The following is a 22,225-nucleotide window of genomic DNA, read 5'->3' on the forward strand; positions in this document are numbered from 1 at the left end:
AAGTATTGAGGCAGATATTTTTTGATAAATTTTGGATCAAAAACCTCCTATTTTTAAAAATTTTTATTTTACTTATTCATCAAAGTTTCAATATGGCTGTACATGATAGCCTTAACAATCTCTGGATCCTCATTAATAATTGGGATTTTATTATGATCTATTGTTTGGAAAATTGGTCTTACACTTGATTGACTACTCTTCACTGTCCATTTGCCATCAATTTGAATAAGATCTAGATCAATTATTCCGAGATGATTGCCCCAATAGCCTGCTTGTACAGCTGGAATTCCATTTATTGTACCAGTCTTATGATCAATTCCTTTTTCAATTTGACCATCATATGATGGAAAAAGGGAATGACTATGTCCATAAAGAATTGCAGTAATTCCTTCTACTTCACTTAAGTCATAAACAGAATTTCCTTTTTGTTCTTTTAAACCTTTATCTGCTTCCATCCCAACATGTGCTAAGGCAATAATAATGTCTGCCCCCTTATCTTTCATGATAGGGACGAAATGTTCAGCCGTTTTTTTTATATTTTTAATGATGAGTTTATCTTGAAAATACTCCTTATCCCATTCAGCGGCTATTGGAGTAAGAAAGCCTATAACTCCCACCTTGAGAGTTTGTTTCTTCCCATTTGAATCCATAAATTGTCTTTCTAATATGACATAAGGGTTAAAATAATTGATGTCGTCCCCTTCGAAATCATTATGATCATCAATATAAATGTTTGCATTGACATATGGAAAGTTAGCTCCTTGCAAGCTATCCCGTAAAAAATCCAAACCATAATTAAACTCATGATTCCCAACCGTTGCAGCATCATAATTTAGTAAATTCATCGCTTTAAAAACAGGATGAATATCATGAGGATTCAAGAAGTGGCTTAAATAGGCATATTCCCCAAATGCATTCCCTACTAAAACATCTCCTGCATCAAAAAGGAGCGTATTCGGCTCTTCTTTTCGCGCCTCCTTTATAAGTGATGCAGTTCTTGCAAAACCATATTCTGTTTTAGGTTTGTCTTTTTCATAATCATATCCAATCATATTTGCATGCAGATCCGTTGTCTCCATGATTCGAAGCCGAATGGCAGGATCAATGATACTTTGTGCATTTGTGCGATTTAAGACATTGAGCATGATGACTACGATAAGTATAAATGGAGAAATCTTTTTAAATTTACTCATCTAACCACCTCTCACCAAATAGTTATCTTATTTTCTCTATATTGGTGAGAATTAATCATAAAAGATGAAAGCATCCATTCATTTATATAATATTTTTAAGAATAACCTTTCCCATAACTTCCATTGAAAAAAATTTTTAAAAAACAAATTAATTGAAACTCCTTTTCCAATCGGAACTCTCAGTGATGGATTGCTTTGTGAAGCAATTTTTGCAACTTTTTTTGCAACTTTTATAGGGTCCCCGAACTTTGGTTCTCCTTTTTCGATATATTGTTCAATTTGTTTCATATAATGAAAATATGGAGATTCTTTTTGCATTGATTGGTCAGTAATATGTTTTCCTGAAGACCAAATATTTGTTTTGAATGAACCAGGTTCAATTAGTGCAACATGAATACCAAATGGCTGCATTTCAAGTCTAAGGCATTCACTCCAGCCTTCTAAAGCATGCTTGGAGGAAACATAAGGTGACATGCCTGGAAACCCCATTCTCCCACTTATACTGCTCATATTAATAATGAGTCCATTCTGTTGAGCTCTCATGAGTGGAAGAAACGCTTGAGTTACAGCGATTACGCCAAAAAAATTTGTTTCAAATTGCTTTCTATATTCAGCAATTGGAATCTCTTCTACAAAGCCTGCACCCGCAAATCCGGCATTATTGATTAAAACATCAATCCTACCTATTTTTTCAATATAGGCTTTTAAATTATTGATTGAAGTTTGTGAGGTTACGTCTAGTTCATGGACAGTGATGGATGACTCGACTCCATTCATTTTTGCTTCATGTAATAAAAGGTCTTGTTTTCTCAAATCTCGCATTGTTGCGATTACATGGTAACCAGATTTAGCGAGTTCAATTGATATTAAGAGACCAAAACCGCTTGAACATCCAGTAATAACTGTTATTTTTTCATTCACAATTTTTCCTCTTTCAAAATATTATTATTTACTAGCTAATTTTCAATCCGAAAAGCACCAGTCTTAAATCCAGCATATAGAAAAGCAATAGCTTGAACAAAGAAAAAGATACCCCATACTTGTGCCGGAATAAATGCTGTAGCTTTTGCCAGGCCTGTAGCATCTCCAGCATAGAATGGCTGTGTAAAGCTTAATAAAAGTATAGTAAATGATGAAGTTATAGATTCAACTAAAAGAATACTGGCAATTAACAGTAAACAGTTTTGTACAAAAGTAGAAGAGCCTTTTAAGAGTAATAATATAAACAATGCTCCAAAAGAAATTAGCCAAAATAAACCATAAAAATTTCGTACCCAAAATACTAAATTTAAACCAATAAATATGAGTAAAATAACGATTAAAGGCTTATATTTTTTCCTGCTAATAAGCCAAAATGATAAAAATGCAATCATGGATGAAAATACATATCCAGCTATTCCTGTATAGAAACCGCTAAACCAGCCATTATGACTTGTATATGTTACACCTTCTGTATTCATGAATAATGAAATTTTATGAACCTTTCCCCCGATAAGTGCCATAAGAGCATGACCCGATTCATGGATGACTGTATTTATCAACCGAACATAGTTCCCGATAAACGGTATATTCGTAAGAATAATCGCAATACCGATAAACAAAAAGAATTTCCAACTAAATTTGTCCATTATTTTTTTCAAATTTTCCACCCCTCTTTTTATGACATTTATGACATAAATATACGAATAACTCTGAATATTAGTAACTTACGATAGTATTTAATAAAAGTTTCATTTAGAATAAGCAATACCATCACTTTATATATGAAAATAAGTCATATGAATCTATTTGAAAATATTATAAAATAAGAATAACAAATAAAATTAGTTGGCTTCCTTAACCTACTGTACACTGGAGGAATTTATGATTCATGGAAATGGTCCGTTCGCTCATCAACAATCATTCATTTAAAAGACTCATTATATTTTCGATTTTAGTTTTCTTATTGTATATGCTTAGAAGCATGATTAACTTGATTCTAATCACGTTTATTTTTACATTTTTAATGGATCGTCTTGTGAATCTTGTATCAAACAAATTTAATCTCCATCGCAAACTAACCGTCATCATATTATATTTAGTCCTTGTTGGCCTCTTATCGATAGGGATTATTAAATATTTGCCAATTATTATTATAGAAATTTCTCAATTAGTGACTCAGATTCAGCTTTTCTTAACCCAGCAGCATGATCATGTACTAATTAATTATTTTTTAAGTATGATTGAAACGAATCGAATTTCCAATTATTTAGAACAAGGATTTACATTTTTACTACGATACTTTAGCGGTATGAGTAAAATTGGTATCCATATCTTGTTGTCACTCATCTTAAGTTTATTCTTCCTTTTGGAAAAACCGAAGCTCATTGAATTTACAACAAAATTCAAGCATAGTAAAATTGCTCCATTCTATAATGAGATTGAATTTTTTGCGAAAAAATTTGTAAAAACATTCGGAAAAGTGATTGAGGCTCAATTTATTATTGCCCTTGTCAATTGCGGACTAACTACACTTGCATTATACATTATGGGCTTTCCACAGCTAATGGGATTATCCATTCTCATCTTTTTCCTTGGGCTCATTCCAGTAGCTGGCGTAATCATTTCATTAATCCCGTTAAGTGTAATCGCCTATACAATAGGCGGCATTATGCATGTTATTTATATATTTATTATCATTATGATCATTCATGCTATTGAAGCGTACATTTTAAATCCGAAACTCATGTCTTCCAAAACAGATTTGCCAGTATTCTATACCTTTATCGTGTTAATCTTTTCAGAGCATTTCTTCGGAACATGGGGACTGATAGTAGGGATTCCTGTTTTTGTATTCCTTTTGGACGTATTAGATGTAAGAGATAAGAATGTGAAACAATAAAGAAGAGCAGAGAGAATTATTCTCTCTGCTCTCCTTTATTAAGGCTTAGGATTTATGATCCATGATAGTCCGAACATTAAAAAAGTGAAAATAAATAGAAATAAACATAAGAATATTCCCCATGCAGCATATAAGCGCGATCTTTTCTGAGTAAATAATCCAACTAAACCTAAAATTAAACCTATAATAGGTAGTTTAATAAGGAAAAAATCTGGAAATTCATCAGACTTCAATAATAGGGATACATTTAAGCCAGCTAATGCGATTAAGGCTATTAGAAAAGAAAGAAAACCTGTTACTGTTGATGCACTTTCCCTTCTGCTATGCCATTTTTTCTTTTGCTTTACTTCCAATTCCATAGCTTAACCTCCCCTACCTTCATAGCACGGATCAATTCGTTTTGTTCTAACTTTCTTAATTCCGGGATTGGCCCGGTTACTACAGCTCCATATACTTGTACGCCATTTTCTTTTATATAAGGAATTCGCTCATTTAGCGATAACGATTTGGCTCTAGCAATTTTCTCTGCTGATTCTTCATTTTTTTGTAAAAATTCTAATGTATCGATAAATACCTCTTCATTTGTCTGCTCCCTGCCATTAAACGGAGACCAAGTTGTTTGGTCAATTTGTAAGGGGAAGCCAATAGGTGAAATAGGGAGTCCTTCTTTATCAAGCTGTTTCGATTCCATCCCAGTATCTACTGCGACCCATCTAACTTCTACTTCATTTCCTAATTGCTTCTCGAGCTCATCTGGATCCATTACTTTATTTAATGATAGATAAACTTCTCCAACAGTTCCATCTGGAAGACCTTTTAAAATATCCCATTGATGATCAAATCCCGGAGGTACAAGAGCATCAGGATGGATAAGGTGATCTGTCTCCATACTCGCTATTTCCTTTAGTGGTCGTTCTGTTTGCATATTCCTTTCAGGAAATCCAGGTTTATCAAGGACATAATGAACTTTATAGTCACCAGCCTTGTAATCCTCTTTTCCAATTTTTTTATAAATATCAAAATAAATATCCATGGAGAAAAATCCGATTTCTTCTTCCAATTCCATTTCTTCTAAGCTCATATTTGGCTCGGTAATATAAATTGTCTTCGTGGCTACCTCAATTTGTTTATTCGCTTTTCCACCAATACCATAGTACAAAAATGTACTTAGCGTCATTACGGGAACAATTAGTAATAAGACTGCTAGGCTGACCATTATGTTTGTTTTGAAGGCTCTGTTTTTCCCATTTTTTATTAGCTTAATCTGTTCCTCCTCTGAAATATTATTGCTTTGTTCGAGATTGTGAATAGACTCGCTAATAAAGGATTTATAAATCTCTTCATCTTCTTGATTATGTTGATCTTTCATCTGCCTTTCTCCTTTCTTTTATCCTTTCAATCATTTTTTTTCGGCCTCTGACAAGATGGCTTTTTAATGTGTTTAAATTCAAATCGAGAATCTCAGCTGCTTCTTTTAGACTTAACTGATTTAAATCACATAATAAGAGTACGTGCTTTTCTTTATCATTTAGAGAAGTGATTTCGTTCATCAATAGTTCAAAACTTTCTTTTTCAAGCAATTTTTTCTCTGGTGATAACATATCAACTAGTTGAATATTCTTATTTTCTATTATTTCTTTCTTATTTTTCCTTGTAAAATCAATAAAAGCATTGTAAGCGACCTTAAATAACCAAGCCTTAATATTATTGATTTCATAGTCCTCCAGCTGAATATATGCACGATAAAACGCTTCCTGTACCAAGTCCTCCGCCGTAAAATGATTTTTTGAAAGGGATAACAAATATCGATATAAGTCTTTTACATATGCTTTGTATACCTCATCTAAATCCAATCCTGTGCCCCCTTCCAAACTATCCACGTTTTAACATAGCAAAAAGTTGCAGATAAAACATATATTTCAAAAAAATATTTTTCTATTTTCAGTGATATCAGAAAAAAGGCATTTAATTCAGTATGATTTAGCGGTCCCATGAACATTTATAAAAGAGAAATTTTTTTGAAAAATATTTATATCTTGTTCATTTATATTTATATAATAGGAATAATCCCTGCTTAATAGAATTTAATAGATACTTGTAATTTTTTTCATATAAAAAAATATAAATAAAGCTAGACTGCGAGTCATACTGGCATTTGAAAGTAGCGAAAAAAGCAGAAGGAATGAAATATTATTGCAGCCGGTTAGTTTATGAAACAAAAAAGAACTATAAAGTGAAACTTCCATCAGTGGGGGTTTTTCGACGCACAGGACGTGGCGTTCTTAGTCGGCCTTCATCCCCCACTGATGGTTAGTTGAACCAATCACGCTCAAAACGCCACGTCCTGTGGCTTTCGCCTGACTAGGACATCGTGTCCGTCGTCGGGCATTTACGGGCAGTAAGACCCCCACTTACACTTCTTTGCATACGCGAATCCTTGAAGTGGGGGTCTTACTGCCCGTTAATCTGCGATAAATTTAATGGCTGGCCCCTTAATGAGCATGTAATAAAATTAATGAATAAGACAAACATGCCCCAAAAGGACAGTTAGAAGAAATTTATTATCCTTATCGGACACAAATGGCTAAAGAAAGCGAATCAAAAAAATAGTAAGAGCTAGTCGATAAAAAATGGTCGATTAGCTCTTTTTTAATGACTTTGAATCCATATTAAACATGATTTAGTTTTTATTAACAAAAAGATAATATAACAATTGTATATAGGGGAAAGTAAAAAGATAAATTGTTAAACAATTTTATTTCATTCCTTTTGGGAAGATTCGTACATAAAGAGGGGGATACTAAATGAAATGTCCGGAATGTGATTATGTAAATCAGGATATGGGAAAGTTCTGTATAAATTGCGGCTATACATTTTTTAGGTACGACAATACTCATCAAGAATCAAACAGCCTCTTTTATGAGTTTGCCAATTATGTCGATATGGTTCCGATGTATGAACGTTCCGTTGAGCCTAAATTTCAAAATATATTCTCTCGGGTGTTCCGAAAGCATAGTGAGCTTGAGGCTGAACGGCTTTTCATCGTAGGAACTGCACTTACAACACCCAGAATTGAGGAAGTTAAGGAAACGTGGCCAAAACCTTGGCTTTTTGCAAGAGTATTTCTTATAGCACTAATTGCATTCTTAGGATTGTACTTGGGTGTAAGCTTGTTCGGAAATATAAATTTTATACCGGGTCTTATTATTGTCGGCGCTTTTGCTGTTCCTATCTCGACGTTGATATTCTTTTGGGAAATGAATGCTCCTCAGAATATTGCTATGTATAAAATCATTTATGTAGTATTTATCGGCGGGATCCTCTCGATGTTAGTGGCACTGGTGTTTTATGATATTCTAAAACATAACATAAATCCAATAACAATTGGAATTATTGAAGAACTGGCCAAAGTTATAACCGTTATCTATTTCGTGCGAAACATAAAATACCGGTATATACTTAACGGACTTCTGTTGGGTGCTGCGGTTGGCGCGGGTTTTGCAGCTTTTGAAACTGCTGGTTATGCACTAAGGGCTCTTCTATCCGGAAGTTTTCCAAGCCTATATTCTACCATCCTGTTGCGCAGTTTTTTAGCTCCCGGCGGACATGTCGCTTGGGCCGCTATAACAGGGGCCGCCTTTTGCATGGTACAAGGAAACAAGAAATTTGAACTGAACATGTTGTTAAAGCCCAAATTTGTCCGAATATTCATTCTGGTCGTTTTGATGCATGCTTTATGGGACACACCTTTACCAGGTATTTTTCCGGTAGGACAAATCATTCTGATGCTCTTATCATGGATTATGGTTTTTCGAATGATGCGTAGCGGCTTAAAGGAAATAGCTAATAAGAAGTTGCAGTTAAGCGATTATCCATTTAAGCCTACATCATAGTTAAAATATATTAATATTTACTGTACTATTGAGATTTAATGACACGGACCTGTCTTGAAGCATTCCTATCTTAAACTATCCTGAAAAATAAAATTTCCTTTATTTTTGGTGCCATATCACGGCATGTTTGCCAACCATGTAAGAACGATTTTTTCTAACATTTTCTGTGATGAAGCAATGTTTCATGGATGGCTAAAATATGCATTACTGGAACATCGGTAATGCCTTTTCTTCTTCAAGAAAGACCAGTTAAGTGGAAAAAGCATTTCATTATAAGCTTTAGCATGAAGTGGAGTAGTTTGCGAATGAAGACAGTGGAAAACAAAAATCGGCTCCCCTTTCGTTAAAGGGAGAGCCGATTTTTGTTTAATGAGCTTATGTTTGATATTCAAACTGCTTAGAGTAAAGGTGTGCATACGCTCCATCGCGTGCAAGTAACGCATCGTGCGTACCTTGTTCCACAATACCGTCCTCAGTTAATACGATAATCCGCCCGGCATTGCGGATAGTGGAAAGGCGATGGGCAATGACGATGGTTGTACGCCCTTTCGCTAACGATTCTAGCGATTCCTTGACGATGCTTTCACTCTCATTATCTAGCGCGCTTGTTGCCTCGTCTAAAATGAGAACTGGCGGATTCTTTAAGAAGACGCGTGCGATACTTAGACGCTGTTTTTGACCACCAGACAGTTTGACACCTTGTTGGCCGATCTCGGAGTGGTAGCCTTTTGGCAAGCTCATGATAAACTCATGGGCATTGGCGTACGTGGCTACCGCTATGATTTCTTCATCGCTCGCTGCTGGATTTCCGTAACGGATATTTTCCATCACCGTTCCCGAAAAAAGGTACACATCTTGCTGTACGATACCTATTGTTTTTCTTAGTGACTGCAGTTCGATATCACGGACGTTGATCCCATCTAGTAAAACGTCCCCAACTGTTACATCATAAAAGCGAGGGATGAGCGAGCATAAGGTAGTTTTTCCTGCACCAGACGGACCAACTAACGCAACGTACTCCCCTTGTTGTACACGAAGTGACAGGTTTACTAAGACATTGTCCAAATCGTCATTGTAACGGAAGGAAACTTTTTTGAACTCAATTTCACCTTGTACCTCTTGCAAGGTCTTGGCATTTGGTTTGTCTTTGATTGCCGGCTCCAAATTCATGATCTCCATAAAGCGCTGAAAGCCAGTGATTCCTTCTTGAAATTGCGTGGTCATATGAGTCAATTTTTGAATTGGTTCAATCACATAGTTTATATACAGTATAAAAGTGATCAAATCCGCTAAATCTAAAGTGTTATTTACAATACGGGTACTCCCAAAAATGATCACCGTGATCGTAATCAACTGGATAAATGTTTCAATACCATTGTAAAAGTAAGCTTCAGCCTTGTACGTTTTCTTTCTACTATCGAGGAAACGTTTATTTTCTCGGTTAAACTTCTCGATTTCTACATGTTCGTTAGCAAACGATTTTACTACCCGAATTCCTGATAGACTATCTTCCACCTGTGCGTTTATATCACCAATTCGCTCTTTGTTTTCTCTTAATGCCTTGTTCAACTTCTTATTAAAATACAATGAAAAGACACCTAAGAATGGTAAAAAACAGAATACGGTAATCGTTAAGGGTGCGTTAATAAAGAACAAAATGACAAACGCTCCTAAAAATCGAACGAGATATTTGATGTAGTCTTCTGGACCGTGGTGGTACAACTCGGAAAGCAGCAGCAGGTCGTTTGTAATCCGAGACATAAGCTGACCTGTCTTTTCCTTATCGTAAAAGCTAAAGGAAAGCTTTTGCATGTGTGTGAACAGCTCTCTACGCATATCACTTTCCATACGCGCCCCGATTTCATGTCCTTTGTAGTCTACAAAGCAGTTCCCGATATTCTGGATCACCGCTAAAACAAGCATCAGCCCACCAATCCAATACACTTCACCTAGCGCAGTGGACAAGTCTCCTTCCAGAACATCTTTCGTAATATACCGAACGAGCAACGGAAACACCAAAGTCAAAGCAGATACGATTATGGCACACGCCAATACCGTAAGAAATATCGTTAAATACGGTTTGTAATATGAGAAAAATTTTTTTACTGGAAAACGCATGATTTACCCCTTTTTGTGTTATTTAAATAAACACATATAAGGGGGTACACCGTTTACATTTCAGTAAGTGTTCCACCCTTATATGTTTGTACGGTTTGATTGGTCATGTGATTCATGTAAATTGCCTCCTTGTTTTTTGATACTTCTATAGTAAGCGATTTTGTGTGAGTACTCAATAAAATTTCAGAAATTTCATTCATATCTGATTATAATTATAAAGAGAGATCCCTCAGGAACGATGATTCTTCAGGAAAGGTCTTAGAATTGGGGGAAATTAAAAGTAAATTTAAGATTACAGCAAAACTCAATAAACCAGTATCAACTAGTAACAAAGACATTTTTAAGGAGTCTATTGGTGTAACGGAATTAATTATTGAAGAATAAGAGAAAACAAAAAAGCCTATTCTTCCATAATAGCTTAGGAAAAATCGGCTTATTCATGTTGAAATCTGCTTAGCGTAAGTTATCAATTCCTAAATCGTAAAAAGTCAAAATAAATAGAGGGTGATACATATTAGTTATGTATCACCCTTTTACTTCTTGTTCAACAATTGTTCCCGATTGTGGAACAAGAATTGTAGCTTGTCACACTTTCTCATTTAATATTAGTTTTCCAGCCTTTTTGTAGTTGTTTTCGGATGTAAACAATTTGTCCAATATGGTAAGCGTTATGCGTGGATATATTTCCCATTATCCCCCACCAATTTGCAGTCACTGGGAAACCATTCACTTCACTTTCTACCTTTTCTTCTGTTAGTAGATCCTGCCAATGAAGCAGAACCTCTAGGAGGCACTCTTTTAAGTCAGCAAATCTTTTATTCTCCGGAACAATAAAGCTTTTATTATTATCATCTATTGGCGCAACAGCATTCACATGAGATTTTTCGTACCTCTTTTGCCATGTCTCATTCCAGTAAAGTAGATGTTGCACAATTTCAGCGATACTGTTACTTTCATCATTGGGTTTCCAAAACGCTTCTTCCTCTGACAAGTTTGCTACTGATTCCGAAAACGGAACGTAAAAGCTGGGGTCGTTCGCATTTGCTAACAACTGATCGACCAAAACATCTTTAGCATGGGACATATTAGTCACACTCCCTTTTAATAATATCTTTTCTATTTCGGTGTTCGGTTGAATTCTCCTGCTTTATTCCGTTAAATGGCCCGATACACGAAAAGACGTGTTCCTAAAAAAACGCGCCCGATCGTAATATAAGGTCAGCCAGTTTTTTCTGGTTGACCTTTTTTCATGAGGTCTTATGATAGCGGTAGTCGGGGTAGAACGCAGCGCCCGTGGGACTGGATCCCGTCAGCAAAACTGTTCACCCCCTACTTGTATAAACATGTTTTAGGCTGGTTGGGACATAGATCCCGTTTAACAAGCGAACCTATGGCATTACAAGGAGTTTAGTGGTTACCGACTAATTCATTTCTAGGAGGAGATTGATAAATGAATCCAGTGATTGGTCTGGATGTTTCAAAAGGAGAGAGTCAGGTTCAAGCCTTTTTAGATAAAGGAAAACCTTATCGTAAAAGCTTTAGTGTAAAGCATACTTTGGATGGTTTAGATAGTTTATTAGATTTCTTAAAGGAGGTTACGATAGCATCAGAGGGGATGAAACCTTCGGTTATCTTGGAATCAACTGGTCCTTATCATTCCCCTGTTGTCCAGTTTTTAGATGAACAAGACTATGTGTATATTATGGTGAACCCTCTTGTGTCTCATCGCTCACGTAGTGCCAATCTTAGAAAGGTAAAGACAGACCCTGTAGATGCGTACCAACTTTGCGAGCTATTCTACAAGGAAGAGTTAGAGCCTCATAGAAAAAGAGGAATTCAGTTATTAAATCTAAGAAACCTCACCAGACAACAGGAAGCAATTGTAGGTGTCTCATCGCAAACAAAATTACAATTACAAACTCTATTGGATCAAGTATTTCCTGAGTATCGAGGTGTTTTTGGAGCTCTATATTCCAGAGTCTCTTTAAATGTCCTTAATACATTTCCTACATCAGAGTCTGTATTAAAAGTATCAAAGTCAGCGTTAATCGACATTATTTCATCCTTGTGTAAGAGTCGATCAAATCAGTGGGCTGAAGAGAAAGCAGAGAAACTTATTGAGGCGGCTGAAAGAAATCCATTTCAACATAATATGTACGACAGTCACATCTTTAATCTTAAGATATTAATCAATATCGTTCTTCAATACGAAGAGCACCTATCGAAGTTAGCAGCTGAAATAGATGCCCTCGCTGAAGAATTGGAAGAATATAAGATTATCCAATCTATCCCTGGTATCGGAGAAAAAATTGCGGCAACAATCATCTCAGAAATTGGAGAGATAGAAAGGTTTAATCACCCTAAAAAGTTAGTTGCATTTGCAGGAATAGACCCTAGTGTTTACTCTTCTGGTCGATTTACAGCTACAAAAAACAAAATTACTAAACGAGGATCTAGCCGATTAAGACGATCTCTATATATGGCTGTAAGATGCGGAATTCGTGATACCAGAAAGCAAAAGACAACAGATGAGATCATTGCAAGAAACAAAAAACTACGAGAGTTTTATGATAAAAAACGCGATGAAGGTAAACCATTTAGGGTTGCAGTTATTGCTTGTGTGAATAAGCTCTTACATTGGATCTATGCCTTATTGAAAAGCAAAACAACCTTCCAAGATATAGCTTAACTACTACATCAATCTATCAAATGAAAAACCTTCCAAACAGTATATTCGGAAGGTTATTTGTCATGGACAATTTAAGTATAGCATGGATAAATAAAGTTTTTTATTGAAAAATGTTGACAAACTATTAGCTGGTTTTGTTGAATATCTATTGAACTAAAGCCCCCGTTAGCTGAACAATTTTTTACCCAATTTTAATATTTCACAATGGTCGTTATTCCTCTATCTGTAAATAAAATACGGTGTTTCAAGTCGTCTATCCAATATTTTTTATTCAACTGGAAGCACCCAAGATAATTTTCATATGTCAGATTACCCACATTTATTATTATAGGTTCGGGATTTTCAAGTATTTTTTGTACATGTTCATACACATAACACTGATTTGGTACTGAAATAATCTCCAATACATCCCCAATCTCCATGTACTTTTCAATATAAATCCAAAAATACTCGTCTCCTACACCACCTGTATTATAAATATAAGGCATAGTAAATATTTGTTTTGTACCTTCTTCTTCCCATTCATGAAGTTTGGATAAAGAAAATGCTTTATTTGGAGTATCAAATAAACCTCTATCGTTATATTCTTGAATTTCACTTGGTAAAGTTATTTCCTTAGATGATGCAATTGCGATAAATCCAGACAAATTCTTCCACCCACAATCAGTCCTTCTTCAACTATTCTGCTCCTTTACTACAATAAGAAAGAGCCATTCTCCTTCTTGAAAAATAGCCCCCTTTAGTTCAACAAGCATTATTTCTTTTTAGAAGATTTATACCCAATGATAATAACAACAGCAACAATTACTGCGAACCATATATACCAATCCATTTGATTTCCTCCTTAACTGACGAAAAATCAATATGATGATTTGTTATATAGCAGCAACATTTCGGAAAACAGCCATATACTAAGAGTTATGCTCTTTTCACCAGAATATTCCTTAATCCATTAAATGGCCCTTTAATGGATTAAGATGATTGATATTTTTAAAGGACTGTATTGTCAATTAACATCCATTTTCAATGCAATTTAGCGTTTAAAAAGTGTGCAATTTATCTCTTAAAGTCACAACTAGGTTAAAAAATTATCACAAAACAGCGTAACAAAAACGAACGTTTCTCCTTGGCAAACAGGGCCAAGACCAAGGGCGGAAACGTCGACGGTTCGGCCGCTAGGGGATTACCGCTTCGTTTCGTGATTGAAAGCGGGCGTACCTGGCGAGGGCTCGGTGTTAGTCTTCGATTGCCTGGTAGACCGTGGTCCAGAAGTCTTGGATAAGATGTTGCGAATCCGCATTGGACATCCCGACCTGGGTCAGTAGGATTCCGGTGAGCTGTTTGTCCGGGTCAGCGTATACCGTTGTGCCGGTACCGCCGTCCCAGCCGAACTGGCCGATGGACGCGTAGTCGCCACGGTAGGTGCGCACCGCCATCCCAAAACCCCAACCGCCGTGCGACGCATGGCCGATGTTCCTGTACATGGTGTCCCGGGCAGCTTGTTGCTCGGGCGTGAGGCGATTAGTGGTCATCAGCTCGACGGCGGTCCGGGACAAGATCCGTTCGCTCCCGTGCATACCGTGATTCAGCAGCATCTGGAAGTAGGCGTGGTAGTCGTCGACGGTGGAGACCAGCGCGCAGCCCTGGAACGCCGGAGGATGGCTGGCCCGTCCGCCTGCCGCCTCGTCCCACACAAGGAACTCTCCGGTCTGCGGGTCGGGCCCGTAGAGGGGCGGCAGGCGGTCGATCTTGTCGGCGGGCACGTGGTAACCGGTGTCTTTCATCCCCAGCGGATCAAGGATGCGTTCGCGCAGGAACGTCTCCAACGGCTGGCCCGTGACCCTTGCGACAAGCACGCAGACTACCTCGTTGCTGAGGTCGTACTGCCACCGCTCCCCGGGCTGGTACGACAGCGGCAACTCGCCAAGGCGGCGCATCCACTCGTCCGGCTCAGGTGCCGGCCCGGATGCCACGCTGTAGTCGGTCTTCTCGAAGGTCGCGGCCCTGATTGGGGAGTTCAGCAACTCGAAATCCACTCCGAGCCCGAACGTGGAGGTCAGCAGGTCCCGTACGGTGATCGGCCGCCGCGCCGGCACGGCCTCGTCCAGCGGGCCGTCGGGCCGTTTCAGTACCTTCCGATTGGCGAGTTCCGGCAGCCACGGGTCTACCGGCTCATCCAGCCGCAGCCTGCACTCATCGAGCAGGATCATCATCGCCGCCATCGTGACCGGTTTGGATGTAGACGCCATCCGGAAGATCGTGTCCCGGCGCATCGGCGCACCACCATCATGGCGCATCGTGCCGAGCGCTTTGACGTGAGTCTCACCGTTCCGGCTGACTAAGGCGACGACCCCAGGAATCTTCCCGGAATCGACATGTCGTGCCAGCACGTTGCGTATTTTGTGCAGCCCTGTTTCGGAGAAGCCTTTGTTACTTTGTCCCATCATGTATCTCTCCTTTTTTTTCCATTTTCTGACGAACGAAAATCTTCTGTTGTAATCTTTTTCATTTGGTTTCCCTTATTACTTTTTTATTAGCCCTATTGTTTTAAAACTACAAATTCTCTTTTGTTATTCATGCTTGAAAGCCTTTGTCAAAAAGGTGGATTCGATGCATCAAAGAGAATGAATACTGGCAATCAAAATCTGGCTCACCCTCTTTTCTGGGTTATCAGAATCGAGATATGTCCTGCACTTAGCATAGAGCCATTGTTCATCGGACGTTTATTCTACAGCCGTTGTATTGCCCGCCCCATTGGAGCCGAGCAGGGCGAAAATACTGCCCTTATCCACTTCGAAATCTACACCCTTTAGGACCTGAAGCTTCTTGTAGGACATTTGCAAACCTTTTACTTGAATTGACTTGTTTTGCATATTCTTCTCCTCCTTATAAAACACCCCTTTTTCGAGGGGATGGGCAAAAACACCCATTAAACCTTTGCTTTTCGGCCAAATAAAATGACTAATGGCAATAGTAAAAGAATTAATATCAAACCAAACAATAAGGACAAAGTTATCACTTTACTTTTAGACATGTAATTTCTCCTACTTCAACTACTTTATTTACATATCTTAAAAGGTTGTTTAATCCAGTTAAGGCTTCTATTAATAAAGAACTTACATATACATATATTCTGGAAAACATTTATTTAATTCTATTCCTCAATTAACGATGTTTTTTCGTCACTATTTAATGTTCCTATTTGTTTCTTTGAGAATAGTCCCCCCATTACTCCTAGCTCATCAGGGCTCGCCGGCGGTCGTGCAGCACCAGCAGGATGATTATCCCCATCATTACGCCGAGTATAATGCCGGCTTCCGTGGTTAGCACCCTTGCCAGCGGATACTCCCGGGAGAACTGAAAATCGTAGCGAATGACGGAAAAGAGGTTATAAGAGAAAAGCATTCCCGACGAGATCCATGCCGCCACCATGGGGGGCAAGAACCTCCGTGAACCGCGGCGGGTGGTTAGCACAAGCAAGCCCCACGCCCCCGCGAACGCCCATACGCCGGTACTCAACGTCAGCAGGTGCCACCAAAGATCACGGTCATCCAGCATGTCTGGGTCGATGCCAAGGGTGCCGCCCATCGCCCAGAACACCTTGATGACGCCGAGCAGAATGCAGCCGGCTGCGACAAGCCTACCCAGGGTGATCTGCAGCTGCCGGGTGTGTCCCGTCAGCTCCCCGCAGTCGATCGGACCGCCAACCGCCTCCGGCCACCGCGCCTTGGCGTACCCTGCCAAAGCTAGCGGGAGGCAAATACCGACCCCGATCAGAGAGACCATAACGAAGATCTGCTCGTAGACCCAGAAATCGGTGGCACCTGCTTCCATGTCCCGGGTCATAGCGGCCGGACCAAGGACCGGTGCTAGCAGTAGCATGGGAACGAGAAGACCGGTACCAAACCAAACGGGCAGAGCCACCAGCCACGCAGGCAGCCGTTCACCCCACGGCATGCAGAAAGCCATCGCTAGCAGGAGGCCAACCGCGGCGACAACCACGGTAGCAGCGTTGATCGCTCGCCAACTGGCATCGCCCATTTGCTCTGTCGGAAGAAAGAGACCGAAAGTCCAGGCGATTTTAATAAACAGATACGGAGTCACCGCTATGATGGCGCCATAACCACAGATTCTACGGATTTTCATCAATCGTGAGGTTGCACGCTCTGCCGTTACTGACATGTTGTCACCTCGGCTACCGGGATGGCGATATCCTCAATAAGTGTTCTCTTCAATCTGAAATTACGTATAAAAGGGTGTAAGAAAACAGCAAACGCCCATGAAAAAATGATGATCAACCCGCGTTTGTTTTCTAATTCTTGAGTACTAATCTCCATTTGAACACAATCCTTTCTATAATGTACTTATAAAAAGGATAGACTGCAAAGGTGTTCATTAAGATGACTTCAAGTTTAAAATTTGTTTAAGTTTTCATTCCCAAATAAATGCTTGTTCCATCTGAAGAAGTGGAAATTTCCCAATCTAAATTCATCTCCGTCATCATGAGCGAAACGATTGAAAGTCCAATTCCAGCACCTTTATTTTCAGATTCTTGGCCAAAACCACCCCCCTTGTCCTTAATAACAATGGAGGTTGATCCAAATCGTTCCACGGCTTGAATTCCAATATATCGTCCTGAGCGAGCATGTCGAGTGACATTTTGAATTAAGTTGTCCAAAATACTTTTAAACCAAATAGGGTCTACTTTCCATATCAGTGATTTTTCCGGTAAATCAATATCTATTTCAAACTTATACTCTTCAAATATAGGATACCATTCCGCTATAACTTTCCGAACTTCATCCAATATATCCGTGTCTCGCATATCGATTGGATGTTTACCAGCTGAAAGAAGTGTGTAAGAAAGAAGATTATTGATCATTTTGTCCATATCATCTAGTTTGTTTTCAACAATTTGAAGTGATTCTATTTCTGTAGAGGATTTTGGGTATTTCTTTACGGAATATACGTGCTGCCTCATGACTGTTAAAGGTGTTCGTAAGTCATGAGATATATTAGCGATTAGCTGTTTCCTAAGATTTTCTTCCTTTTTCTCCCTCTCCCTGCTGCACTTCAACTGGTTGATCATCTTGTTAAAAGCACCTTCCAACCTTCCAATCTCATCCATTTTTCTAATCACGACTTCATCAGGGATCCCTTCATTTCCCGTTTCAGACATAGCAAATTGAAGCTTAACAAGCCGTTTGCGTATATTAAAGAAGAAAAACCAAGAGATTAATAGAAAAGCTCCACAAATGGAGATAAAAAATATCACAAATGGCAAGTCTAGAGTAATACTACCAAGATTTGTATCAGTGATCGGAACTTGAAAAACCATTACCCCTTGCCTGGGATCGTTTCCTATTAATGCCGTAATGGTATATATTTTTTGAGGGTCTTTATTTTGTAAATACGTATCCACATGAAATTTGCTTTCCTCCATAAATACAAGGGAATCGGTAAATGTCCAATTTTCAGGCATATCGGCAGACCGATTTCCGATGAATCTAGACTCGCCACTTCCATTTATCCAGAAAATCTCAGCCTTTGGATACTTATTTTTTATAGACTGAAGATGGTGATGAATTACCTCCTCTTCCTGACCATCTAATTGAGCAGCCTCTCGTTTCCATATGTCTTCTATTTCTTCTGGATCATACAATACTTGATTGAATAGAAGATGAGAATAATAAATGGCAGGAATAAGAGGAAAAAGGACTAAAGCAAATAAAATAAGAAACAAATATCTAGTCATTAAAGATTGTATGATATTCATGATCTCAACCTATATCCAATCCCCCTGATTGTTTCAATAATTTGCGGTTTGCTTGTGTCCAACTCTATTTTTTCACGCAAGAGGCGTATGTGAACCATTAATGTTTTATCCCCTTCAATGTATGGATCTCCCCACACCGCTTCGTAGATTTGTTTTTTCGTCAATATTTGATTCAAGTGGTCTAATAAATACATAAATATATGAAACTGTTTCCCGGTCAAAACGATATCTGTCTTCGAAATTGTATTCAAAATACGGTTTGCCTTCTGATCAATTCGCAAGTGCATGACCTGAATAATTTCCGGTGAAACAATTCCTAATCGCCTTACTAATACTTGAATACGTGCAGCTAACTCATCAGGATGGTACGGCTTTGTCATATAGTCATCCGCGAATGTGAGTCCCTGTAACTTATCTTCCATTGAAGTTCTTGCCGATAGCATCATGATTGGCGTATTCGGGTACTTCTGCTTCAGACGCTGACCGATTGTATATCCATCTAAACCAGGCAGCATAATATCTAAAATAACAAGATCAGCCCGCTCCATATGCTTCATTGCCTCTTGACCAGATGTAATCCAAATGACTTCATTTCCACAATCTGTTAAAAATTTGCTTACCCATGAACCAATTTCTTGATCATCTTCTATATGCAAAATAGTTAGCTTCATAAACTAGGTGCCTCCTCTCACTAATAAAACAGGAAAATTTCACCTAATTTTACCATGCCATCCTAACATTTTATCTAATTATTTAAAAATAAATGACATTTAAAAGCTGAATTTATCAGAGAAGTTAAAAATCATAGACGATGCAAAAAATGCTGTTAAAAGAAAAACAATGATTAAATAAAGGACAGTCCCCCGTCTAAAAGAGAATTGTCGAACCCCAGAAGCTTGCGCATAATGAGCAGCAGTTAAGCCAGCCATCATACCCAAAAAGGAAAACCACGGTTCGTAGAATACTAAATCCCATAAAGCTAGGTCACGAACATCTACTTCAACAAACCCAGGGAAATCAATTGTAATGATACCTGCCAACTGGAGCGCTCTTGTAATCATTCCACTTACTCCGTGCGCAATTAAAAAGGCAGCGCCAACAAGAGTGGGAGTCAATACAATAAGTGGATGAATCTTTCTGCCTCCAATCAACGGTACCTGTTGTGGAACGATCCTACTCCAAGGCTTAATAAGCGCAATTAAAATAAATCCACAGAACATAATTGCGAGACCGGCGATGTACATTCCCATGTAAATAGCTGTGAGATCTTTCATTTCCCCCGGCATACCGATCGTGCCGCCAGCAGCATGATAAAATCTGACGAATACCGCATACATAAACGCGCTAAAACAGCCAACGTAAGCAGGCCATACAGCCGATTTTGTAAAGCATTCAAAGCGTTCAAAGAAATTCACTCTAGAAGTTGTTGATATTTTATTGATATTTGCTTTTTGCATAGATGCTTATCCCTCCATTTTCGATTCATTTTAGATGGATTACACTCTTCTCTGTAACCCAAAATAGCCTCACATTCATTTTAACTATCGAAAGTTAAATGAAAGTGAGGTCATATTTAAGTTTTGTATAAATTTATCGTGATACACGATGTATCAAAATTATTGCTAGACTGCTTTATCAAGCAGGCTTTACATTTTACAACAATTTAGCCCAATAAATTAAGATGGCGCAATTGTTGGTCTATAAATACGCTCGATTTCGGAAGAACTAACTACAAAGAAATTCACCCTTCAACATTATGAAAAAAATTCAAACCATTTATGTTCTGGTTCGTGCAATTTTATAGCATACTGAAGCCATTTTTTCTTTTCATTTTATTTTTAAGATAGTCTTTTATTAGCATAAAATCTTAATGGTCTTTTCTCTTGTGTTTTCTACCTTATATAAAAGTACAATGTCTGGATTTTGATAAGGAACCCGTATCAGAGTAACTACATACTGACTCAAGTGGATAAGAGATTGTTAAATCCCTTCTAAATTTCCATTCGTCATCTTTTGTTTCATTTAGAAGAACTTCCAATCTTTCTCCATTTAACATAAACAAACCGTGGAGTTCGTAAATAGGTAACTCTTAAAACTCTTTTTCCCATGGATAGAACTCTCCTTTAAAAAACTTATTAAAGTCCCAATCTTTAAGATGTTCTATCAGGTATAATTGGTCTACTCGAAATAAAGCAATTTCAATATCTTTGTGTTCTCTTGTTTCTCTTCCCATAAATAGGTCAATTGCCCAACCACCTTCAATGGACCAACTTTTATTAAAAGTTGACATCAAAGCATTAATACTATGACATTGTTCAAATGACATAGTATTTCCCCCAGATTTAAATGCTTAATTATTTTCTAATTTGTACATACTCTTTTTTAAACTTTATTCCATTAAAAAAGACGCTTTTCGTGTTCTGGAAAAGCGCCCGTTCGTTGGAGATTGAATTACCTTACTTGTGGAACGGTTCCCCATGACGGATCGAAATGAGGTCATGTCTACTTAATAGTTTTATGTTTGAGATATCCTAGGAAATCGGGCAAGTGTTGGAAATCCTTTGTTAGTGGTTGTCCGGATCATCCAATTGCTAGATGTATCTACTGCTACTTTTAGATTTTTAATAGGTTGATCAGGTGTAAAGTGACAGACTACTGTTTTCACATTCTTCGGAGAGATTAGCTCAACAAGTTCCTGTAAATTTACTTTCCTTGGTGAAAGTATGTCATATAGATGCAATTGATCTCCATCAATTTTAAAAATAGTATAAACATCATCTTGCGGTCGATGGACTAAGTCCCTAAAACCTAAAGTATAGTAGAACATCAGAACATGCTCATCGCCTCGCGCGGATAAAATATTTGTGTGAGGTTGAGATTGTTTTTTAATTTCTAGCATCATATTTGGTGAAATAATACATTTTTCTAACGGTTCATCGATAAGCTGGTATCCTTTAAGATCAATAACACATTGGTTCTCATCATTGGGCGTAAACCCACATTTTTGATAGAGAGGTACTGCCTCAGAATCAGCTGCTAAAAAATATAAATCATATAGATGGTCATAGTCTGCAAGTACTTTACTTAACAGCTGGTATGCTAATCCTTGTCTTCTATATTTAGGATCAGTCATTACCGTTCCAATCTGGATAGCCTTCTGTATTTTCCCATCAATGATCAGTTCCATTGTATTGAGTGAAACATTAGAAATTACTTCATTATTATTAACATAGCTGTAGCATATATAGTTTTCATTCCAAAAGCCTTGTTGATACCATTCTTCAAAATCAATACCAAAGGTCTTTTTAGCTAGATTGTTAAATGATAACCGATGGTTATTGTTGTTTTTGTAGTCTTTAATAAACTTATATGTTTTCATTTTCCACCTGAAACCCTCATATTTTTTATTTGGCTTAATTAGAGCTAACTACAAATTTTTTTTGTTTGCCTCCAACTGAGTTTCAAAGCTTTCCCATTGATTACTAACCCACCACACTAGTTCTTTTAATACGTTGTTAGATAAAAGGGGTGATACAATCCCCCCCTAGGGTGTACCTATCATTGGGAGGCCTTCTGCTTATTACACACTTTTTCTTATTAAATAGCGTGCTATTCGACGCAGGGGGAGCTTTTCAGAGCGTTACTTCCTCATTCGACTCCTCGACATAACCCTTC

20 protein-coding genes and 1 pseudogene are annotated in these 22,225 nt (G+C 38.0%); 3 read left to right on the forward strand and 18 right to left on the reverse strand.

Features of this window, described 5'->3' with window-relative positions; all coding sequences use genetic code 11:
* Positions 1–68: 68 nt before the first annotated feature.
* The 3 genes from FSZ17_RS11905 to FSZ17_RS11915 form a co-directional block, all read right to left on the reverse strand.
* Positions 69–1,193 carry a metallophosphoesterase gene (locus FSZ17_RS11905; protein ID WP_057770636.1) on the reverse strand — a complete coding sequence of 375 codons (1,125 nt, stop codon included), beginning with the start codon at positions 1,191–1,193 and terminating at the stop codon, positions 69–71.
* 78 nt (positions 1,194–1,271) lie between these two features.
* Entirely contained in the window at positions 1,272–2,114 is an 843-nt protein-coding gene (locus tag FSZ17_RS11910; protein ID WP_057770638.1) for an oxidoreductase, read from the reverse strand.
* Between the two features lie 35 nt (positions 2,115–2,149).
* Positions 2,150–2,833, reverse strand: a complete 684-nt coding sequence (locus FSZ17_RS11915; RefSeq protein WP_082625206.1) for a M50 family metallopeptidase — start codon at positions 2,831–2,833, stop codon at positions 2,150–2,152.
* Between the two features lie 230 nt (positions 2,834–3,063).
* On the opposite strand from FSZ17_RS11915, the gene FSZ17_RS11920 reads away from it, so the two are divergent.
* Positions 3,064–4,074, forward strand: coding sequence for an AI-2E family transporter (locus FSZ17_RS11920; RefSeq protein WP_057770640.1), 1,011 nt, complete (start codon positions 3,064–3,066; stop codon positions 4,072–4,074).
* A gap of 38 nt (positions 4,075–4,112) precedes the next feature.
* On the opposite strand, the gene FSZ17_RS11925 is transcribed toward FSZ17_RS11920, so the two are convergent.
* From FSZ17_RS11925 to FSZ17_RS11935, 3 genes are read right to left on the reverse strand one after another with little or no spacing between them, the layout of a single operon-like run.
* On the reverse strand, positions 4,113–4,433 hold the full coding sequence (locus FSZ17_RS11925) for a hypothetical protein (RefSeq protein WP_057770642.1): 321 nt from the start codon (positions 4,431–4,433) through the stop codon (positions 4,113–4,115).
* On the reverse strand, positions 4,418–5,443 hold the full coding sequence (locus tag FSZ17_RS11930) for an anti-sigma factor (protein ID WP_057770644.1): 1,026 nt from the start codon (positions 5,441–5,443) through the stop codon (positions 4,418–4,420). The genes FSZ17_RS11925 and FSZ17_RS11930 overlap by 16 nt, the downstream gene beginning before the upstream one ends.
* Positions 5,427–5,927 carry a sigma-70 family RNA polymerase sigma factor gene (locus FSZ17_RS11935; protein ID WP_057770645.1) on the reverse strand — a complete coding sequence of 167 codons (501 nt, stop codon included), beginning with the start codon at positions 5,925–5,927 and terminating at the stop codon, positions 5,427–5,429. Before FSZ17_RS11935 ends, FSZ17_RS11930 begins: the two co-directional genes overlap by 17 nt.
* A 951-nt stretch (positions 5,928–6,878) precedes the next feature.
* Here FSZ17_RS11935 and FSZ17_RS11940 point away from each other — a divergent pair.
* Positions 6,879–7,967, forward strand: coding sequence for a PrsW family glutamic-type intramembrane protease (locus tag FSZ17_RS11940; RefSeq protein ID WP_057770647.1), 1,089 nt, complete (start codon positions 6,879–6,881; stop codon positions 7,965–7,967).
* Positions 7,968–8,342: 375 nt separating this feature from the next.
* Here FSZ17_RS11940 and FSZ17_RS11945 read toward each other — a convergent pair whose 3' ends face one another.
* Together FSZ17_RS11945 and FSZ17_RS11950 are read right to left on the reverse strand one after the other, a co-directional pair.
* A complete protein-coding gene (locus FSZ17_RS11945; RefSeq protein ID WP_057770649.1) occupies positions 8,343–10,085 on the reverse strand; it encodes an ABC transporter ATP-binding protein in 1,743 nt (580 codons plus the stop codon).
* A 595-nt stretch (positions 10,086–10,680) separates the two neighbouring features.
* A complete protein-coding gene (locus tag FSZ17_RS11950) occupies positions 10,681–11,169 on the reverse strand; it encodes a DinB family protein (RefSeq protein WP_057770651.1) in 489 nt (162 codons plus the stop codon).
* A gap of 366 nt (positions 11,170–11,535) precedes the next feature.
* Here FSZ17_RS11950 and FSZ17_RS11955 point away from each other — a divergent pair, with 366 nt between their 5' ends.
* Positions 11,536–12,774: an IS110 family RNA-guided transposase gene (locus FSZ17_RS11955; RefSeq protein ID WP_057776995.1), complete on the forward strand. Its 1,239-nt coding sequence runs from the start codon at positions 11,536–11,538 to the stop codon at positions 12,772–12,774.
* A 191-nt stretch (positions 12,775–12,965) separates the two neighbouring features.
* Here FSZ17_RS11955 and FSZ17_RS11960 read toward each other — a convergent pair whose 3' ends face one another.
* From FSZ17_RS11960 to FSZ17_RS12000, 10 genes and pseudogenes are all read right to left on the reverse strand, one after another.
* Positions 12,966–13,421: a hypothetical protein gene (locus FSZ17_RS11960; RefSeq protein WP_057776851.1), complete on the reverse strand. Its 456-nt coding sequence runs from the start codon at positions 13,419–13,421 to the stop codon at positions 12,966–12,968.
* 588 nt (positions 13,422–14,009) lie between these two features.
* Complete coding sequence (locus FSZ17_RS11965) at positions 14,010–15,218, reverse strand: serine hydrolase domain-containing protein (protein WP_057776850.1); 1,209 nt, start codon at positions 15,216–15,218, stop codon at positions 14,010–14,012.
* A gap of 285 nt (positions 15,219–15,503) precedes the next feature.
* Positions 15,504–15,647 (reverse strand): annotated as a pseudogene (locus FSZ17_RS11970) (ABC transporter ATP-binding protein); the annotation flags it as partial.
* 361 nt (positions 15,648–16,008) lie between these two features.
* Entirely contained in the window at positions 16,009–16,956 is a 948-nt protein-coding gene (locus tag FSZ17_RS11975) for a hypothetical protein (protein WP_057776848.1), read from the reverse strand.
* Positions 16,947–17,111 (reverse strand): hypothetical protein, encoded by a 165-nt coding sequence (locus FSZ17_RS23395; protein ID WP_156416301.1) that lies wholly within the window; start codon positions 17,109–17,111, stop codon positions 16,947–16,949. The genes FSZ17_RS11975 and FSZ17_RS23395 overlap by 10 nt, the downstream gene beginning before the upstream one ends.
* Before the next feature lie 86 nt (positions 17,112–17,197).
* On the reverse strand, positions 17,198–18,550 hold the full coding sequence (locus tag FSZ17_RS11980; protein WP_057776847.1) for a sensor histidine kinase: 1,353 nt from the start codon (positions 18,548–18,550) through the stop codon (positions 17,198–17,200).
* A complete protein-coding gene (locus tag FSZ17_RS11985) occupies positions 18,547–19,221 on the reverse strand; it encodes a response regulator transcription factor (RefSeq protein WP_057776846.1) in 675 nt (224 codons plus the stop codon). The genes FSZ17_RS11980 and FSZ17_RS11985 overlap by 4 nt, the downstream gene beginning before the upstream one ends.
* 99 nt (positions 19,222–19,320) lie before the next feature.
* Positions 19,321–20,007 (reverse strand): DUF3995 domain-containing protein, encoded by a 687-nt coding sequence (locus FSZ17_RS11990; protein ID WP_057776845.1) that lies wholly within the window; start codon positions 20,005–20,007, stop codon positions 19,321–19,323.
* Positions 20,008–20,639: 632 nt separating this feature from the next.
* The gene (locus FSZ17_RS23720; RefSeq protein WP_228460182.1) at positions 20,640–20,876 is read right to left on the reverse strand and encodes a nucleotidyltransferase domain-containing protein; all 237 of its coding nucleotides are present in this window, start codon (positions 20,874–20,876) and stop codon (positions 20,640–20,642) included.
* A 189-nt stretch (positions 20,877–21,065) separates the two neighbouring features.
* Positions 21,066–21,929 carry a GNAT family N-acetyltransferase gene (locus FSZ17_RS12000; RefSeq protein ID WP_057776844.1) on the reverse strand — a complete coding sequence of 288 codons (864 nt, stop codon included), beginning with the start codon at positions 21,927–21,929 and terminating at the stop codon, positions 21,066–21,068.
* Positions 21,930–22,225: the final 296 nt, after the last annotated feature.

Origin of the sequence: Cytobacillus dafuensis (genome assembly GCF_007995155.1) — a bacterium.
GTDB classification, from domain to species: Bacteria; Bacillota; Bacilli; order Bacillales; family Cytobacillaceae; genus Cytobacillus; species Cytobacillus dafuensis.

Bases quoted from the DNA above. Each gene is read 5' to 3' on its own strand.
- FSZ17_RS11905 (WP_057770636.1), bottom strand. From the start codon at position 1,193: ATGAGTAAATTTAAAAAGATTTCTCCATTTATACTTATCGTAGTCATC.
- FSZ17_RS11920 (WP_057770640.1), top strand. From the start codon at position 3,064: ATGGAAATGGTCCGTTCGCTCATCAACAATCATTCATTTAAAAGACTC.
- FSZ17_RS11925 (WP_057770642.1), bottom strand. From the start codon at position 4,433: ATGGAATTGGAAGTAAAGCAAAAGAAAAAATGGCATAGCAGAAGGGAA.
- FSZ17_RS11930 (WP_057770644.1), bottom strand. From the start codon at position 5,443: ATGAAAGATCAACATAATCAAGAAGATGAAGAGATTTATAAATCCTTT.
- FSZ17_RS11940 (WP_057770647.1), top strand. From the start codon at position 6,879: ATGAAATGTCCGGAATGTGATTATGTAAATCAGGATATGGGAAAGTTC.
- FSZ17_RS11945 (WP_057770649.1), bottom strand. From the start codon at position 10,085: ATGCGTTTTCCAGTAAAAAAATTTTTCTCATATTACAAACCGTATTTA.
- FSZ17_RS11950 (WP_057770651.1), bottom strand. From the start codon at position 11,169: ATGTCCCATGCTAAAGATGTTTTGGTCGATCAGTTGTTAGCAAATGCG.
- FSZ17_RS11955 (WP_057776995.1), top strand. From the start codon at position 11,536: ATGAATCCAGTGATTGGTCTGGATGTTTCAAAAGGAGAGAGTCAGGTT.
- FSZ17_RS11965 (WP_057776850.1), bottom strand. From the start codon at position 15,218: ATGGGACAAAGTAACAAAGGCTTCTCCGAAACAGGGCTGCACAAAATA.
- FSZ17_RS11975 (WP_057776848.1), bottom strand. From the start codon at position 16,956: ATGTCAGTAACGGCAGAGCGTGCAACCTCACGATTGATGAAAATCCGT.
- FSZ17_RS23395 (WP_156416301.1), bottom strand. From the start codon at position 17,111: ATGGAGATTAGTACTCAAGAATTAGAAAACAAACGCGGGTTGATCATC.
- FSZ17_RS11980 (WP_057776847.1), bottom strand. From the start codon at position 18,550: ATGAATATCATACAATCTTTAATGACTAGATATTTGTTTCTTATTTTA.
- FSZ17_RS11985 (WP_057776846.1), bottom strand. From the start codon at position 19,221: ATGAAGCTAACTATTTTGCATATAGAAGATGATCAAGAAATTGGTTCA.
- FSZ17_RS11990 (WP_057776845.1), bottom strand. From the start codon at position 20,007: ATGCAAAAAGCAAATATCAATAAAATATCAACAACTTCTAGAGTGAAT.
- FSZ17_RS23720 (WP_228460182.1), bottom strand. From the start codon at position 20,876: ATGTCATTTGAACAATGTCATAGTATTAATGCTTTGATGTCAACTTTT.
- FSZ17_RS12000 (WP_057776844.1), bottom strand. From the start codon at position 21,929: ATGAAAACATATAAGTTTATTAAAGACTACAAAAACAACAATAACCAT.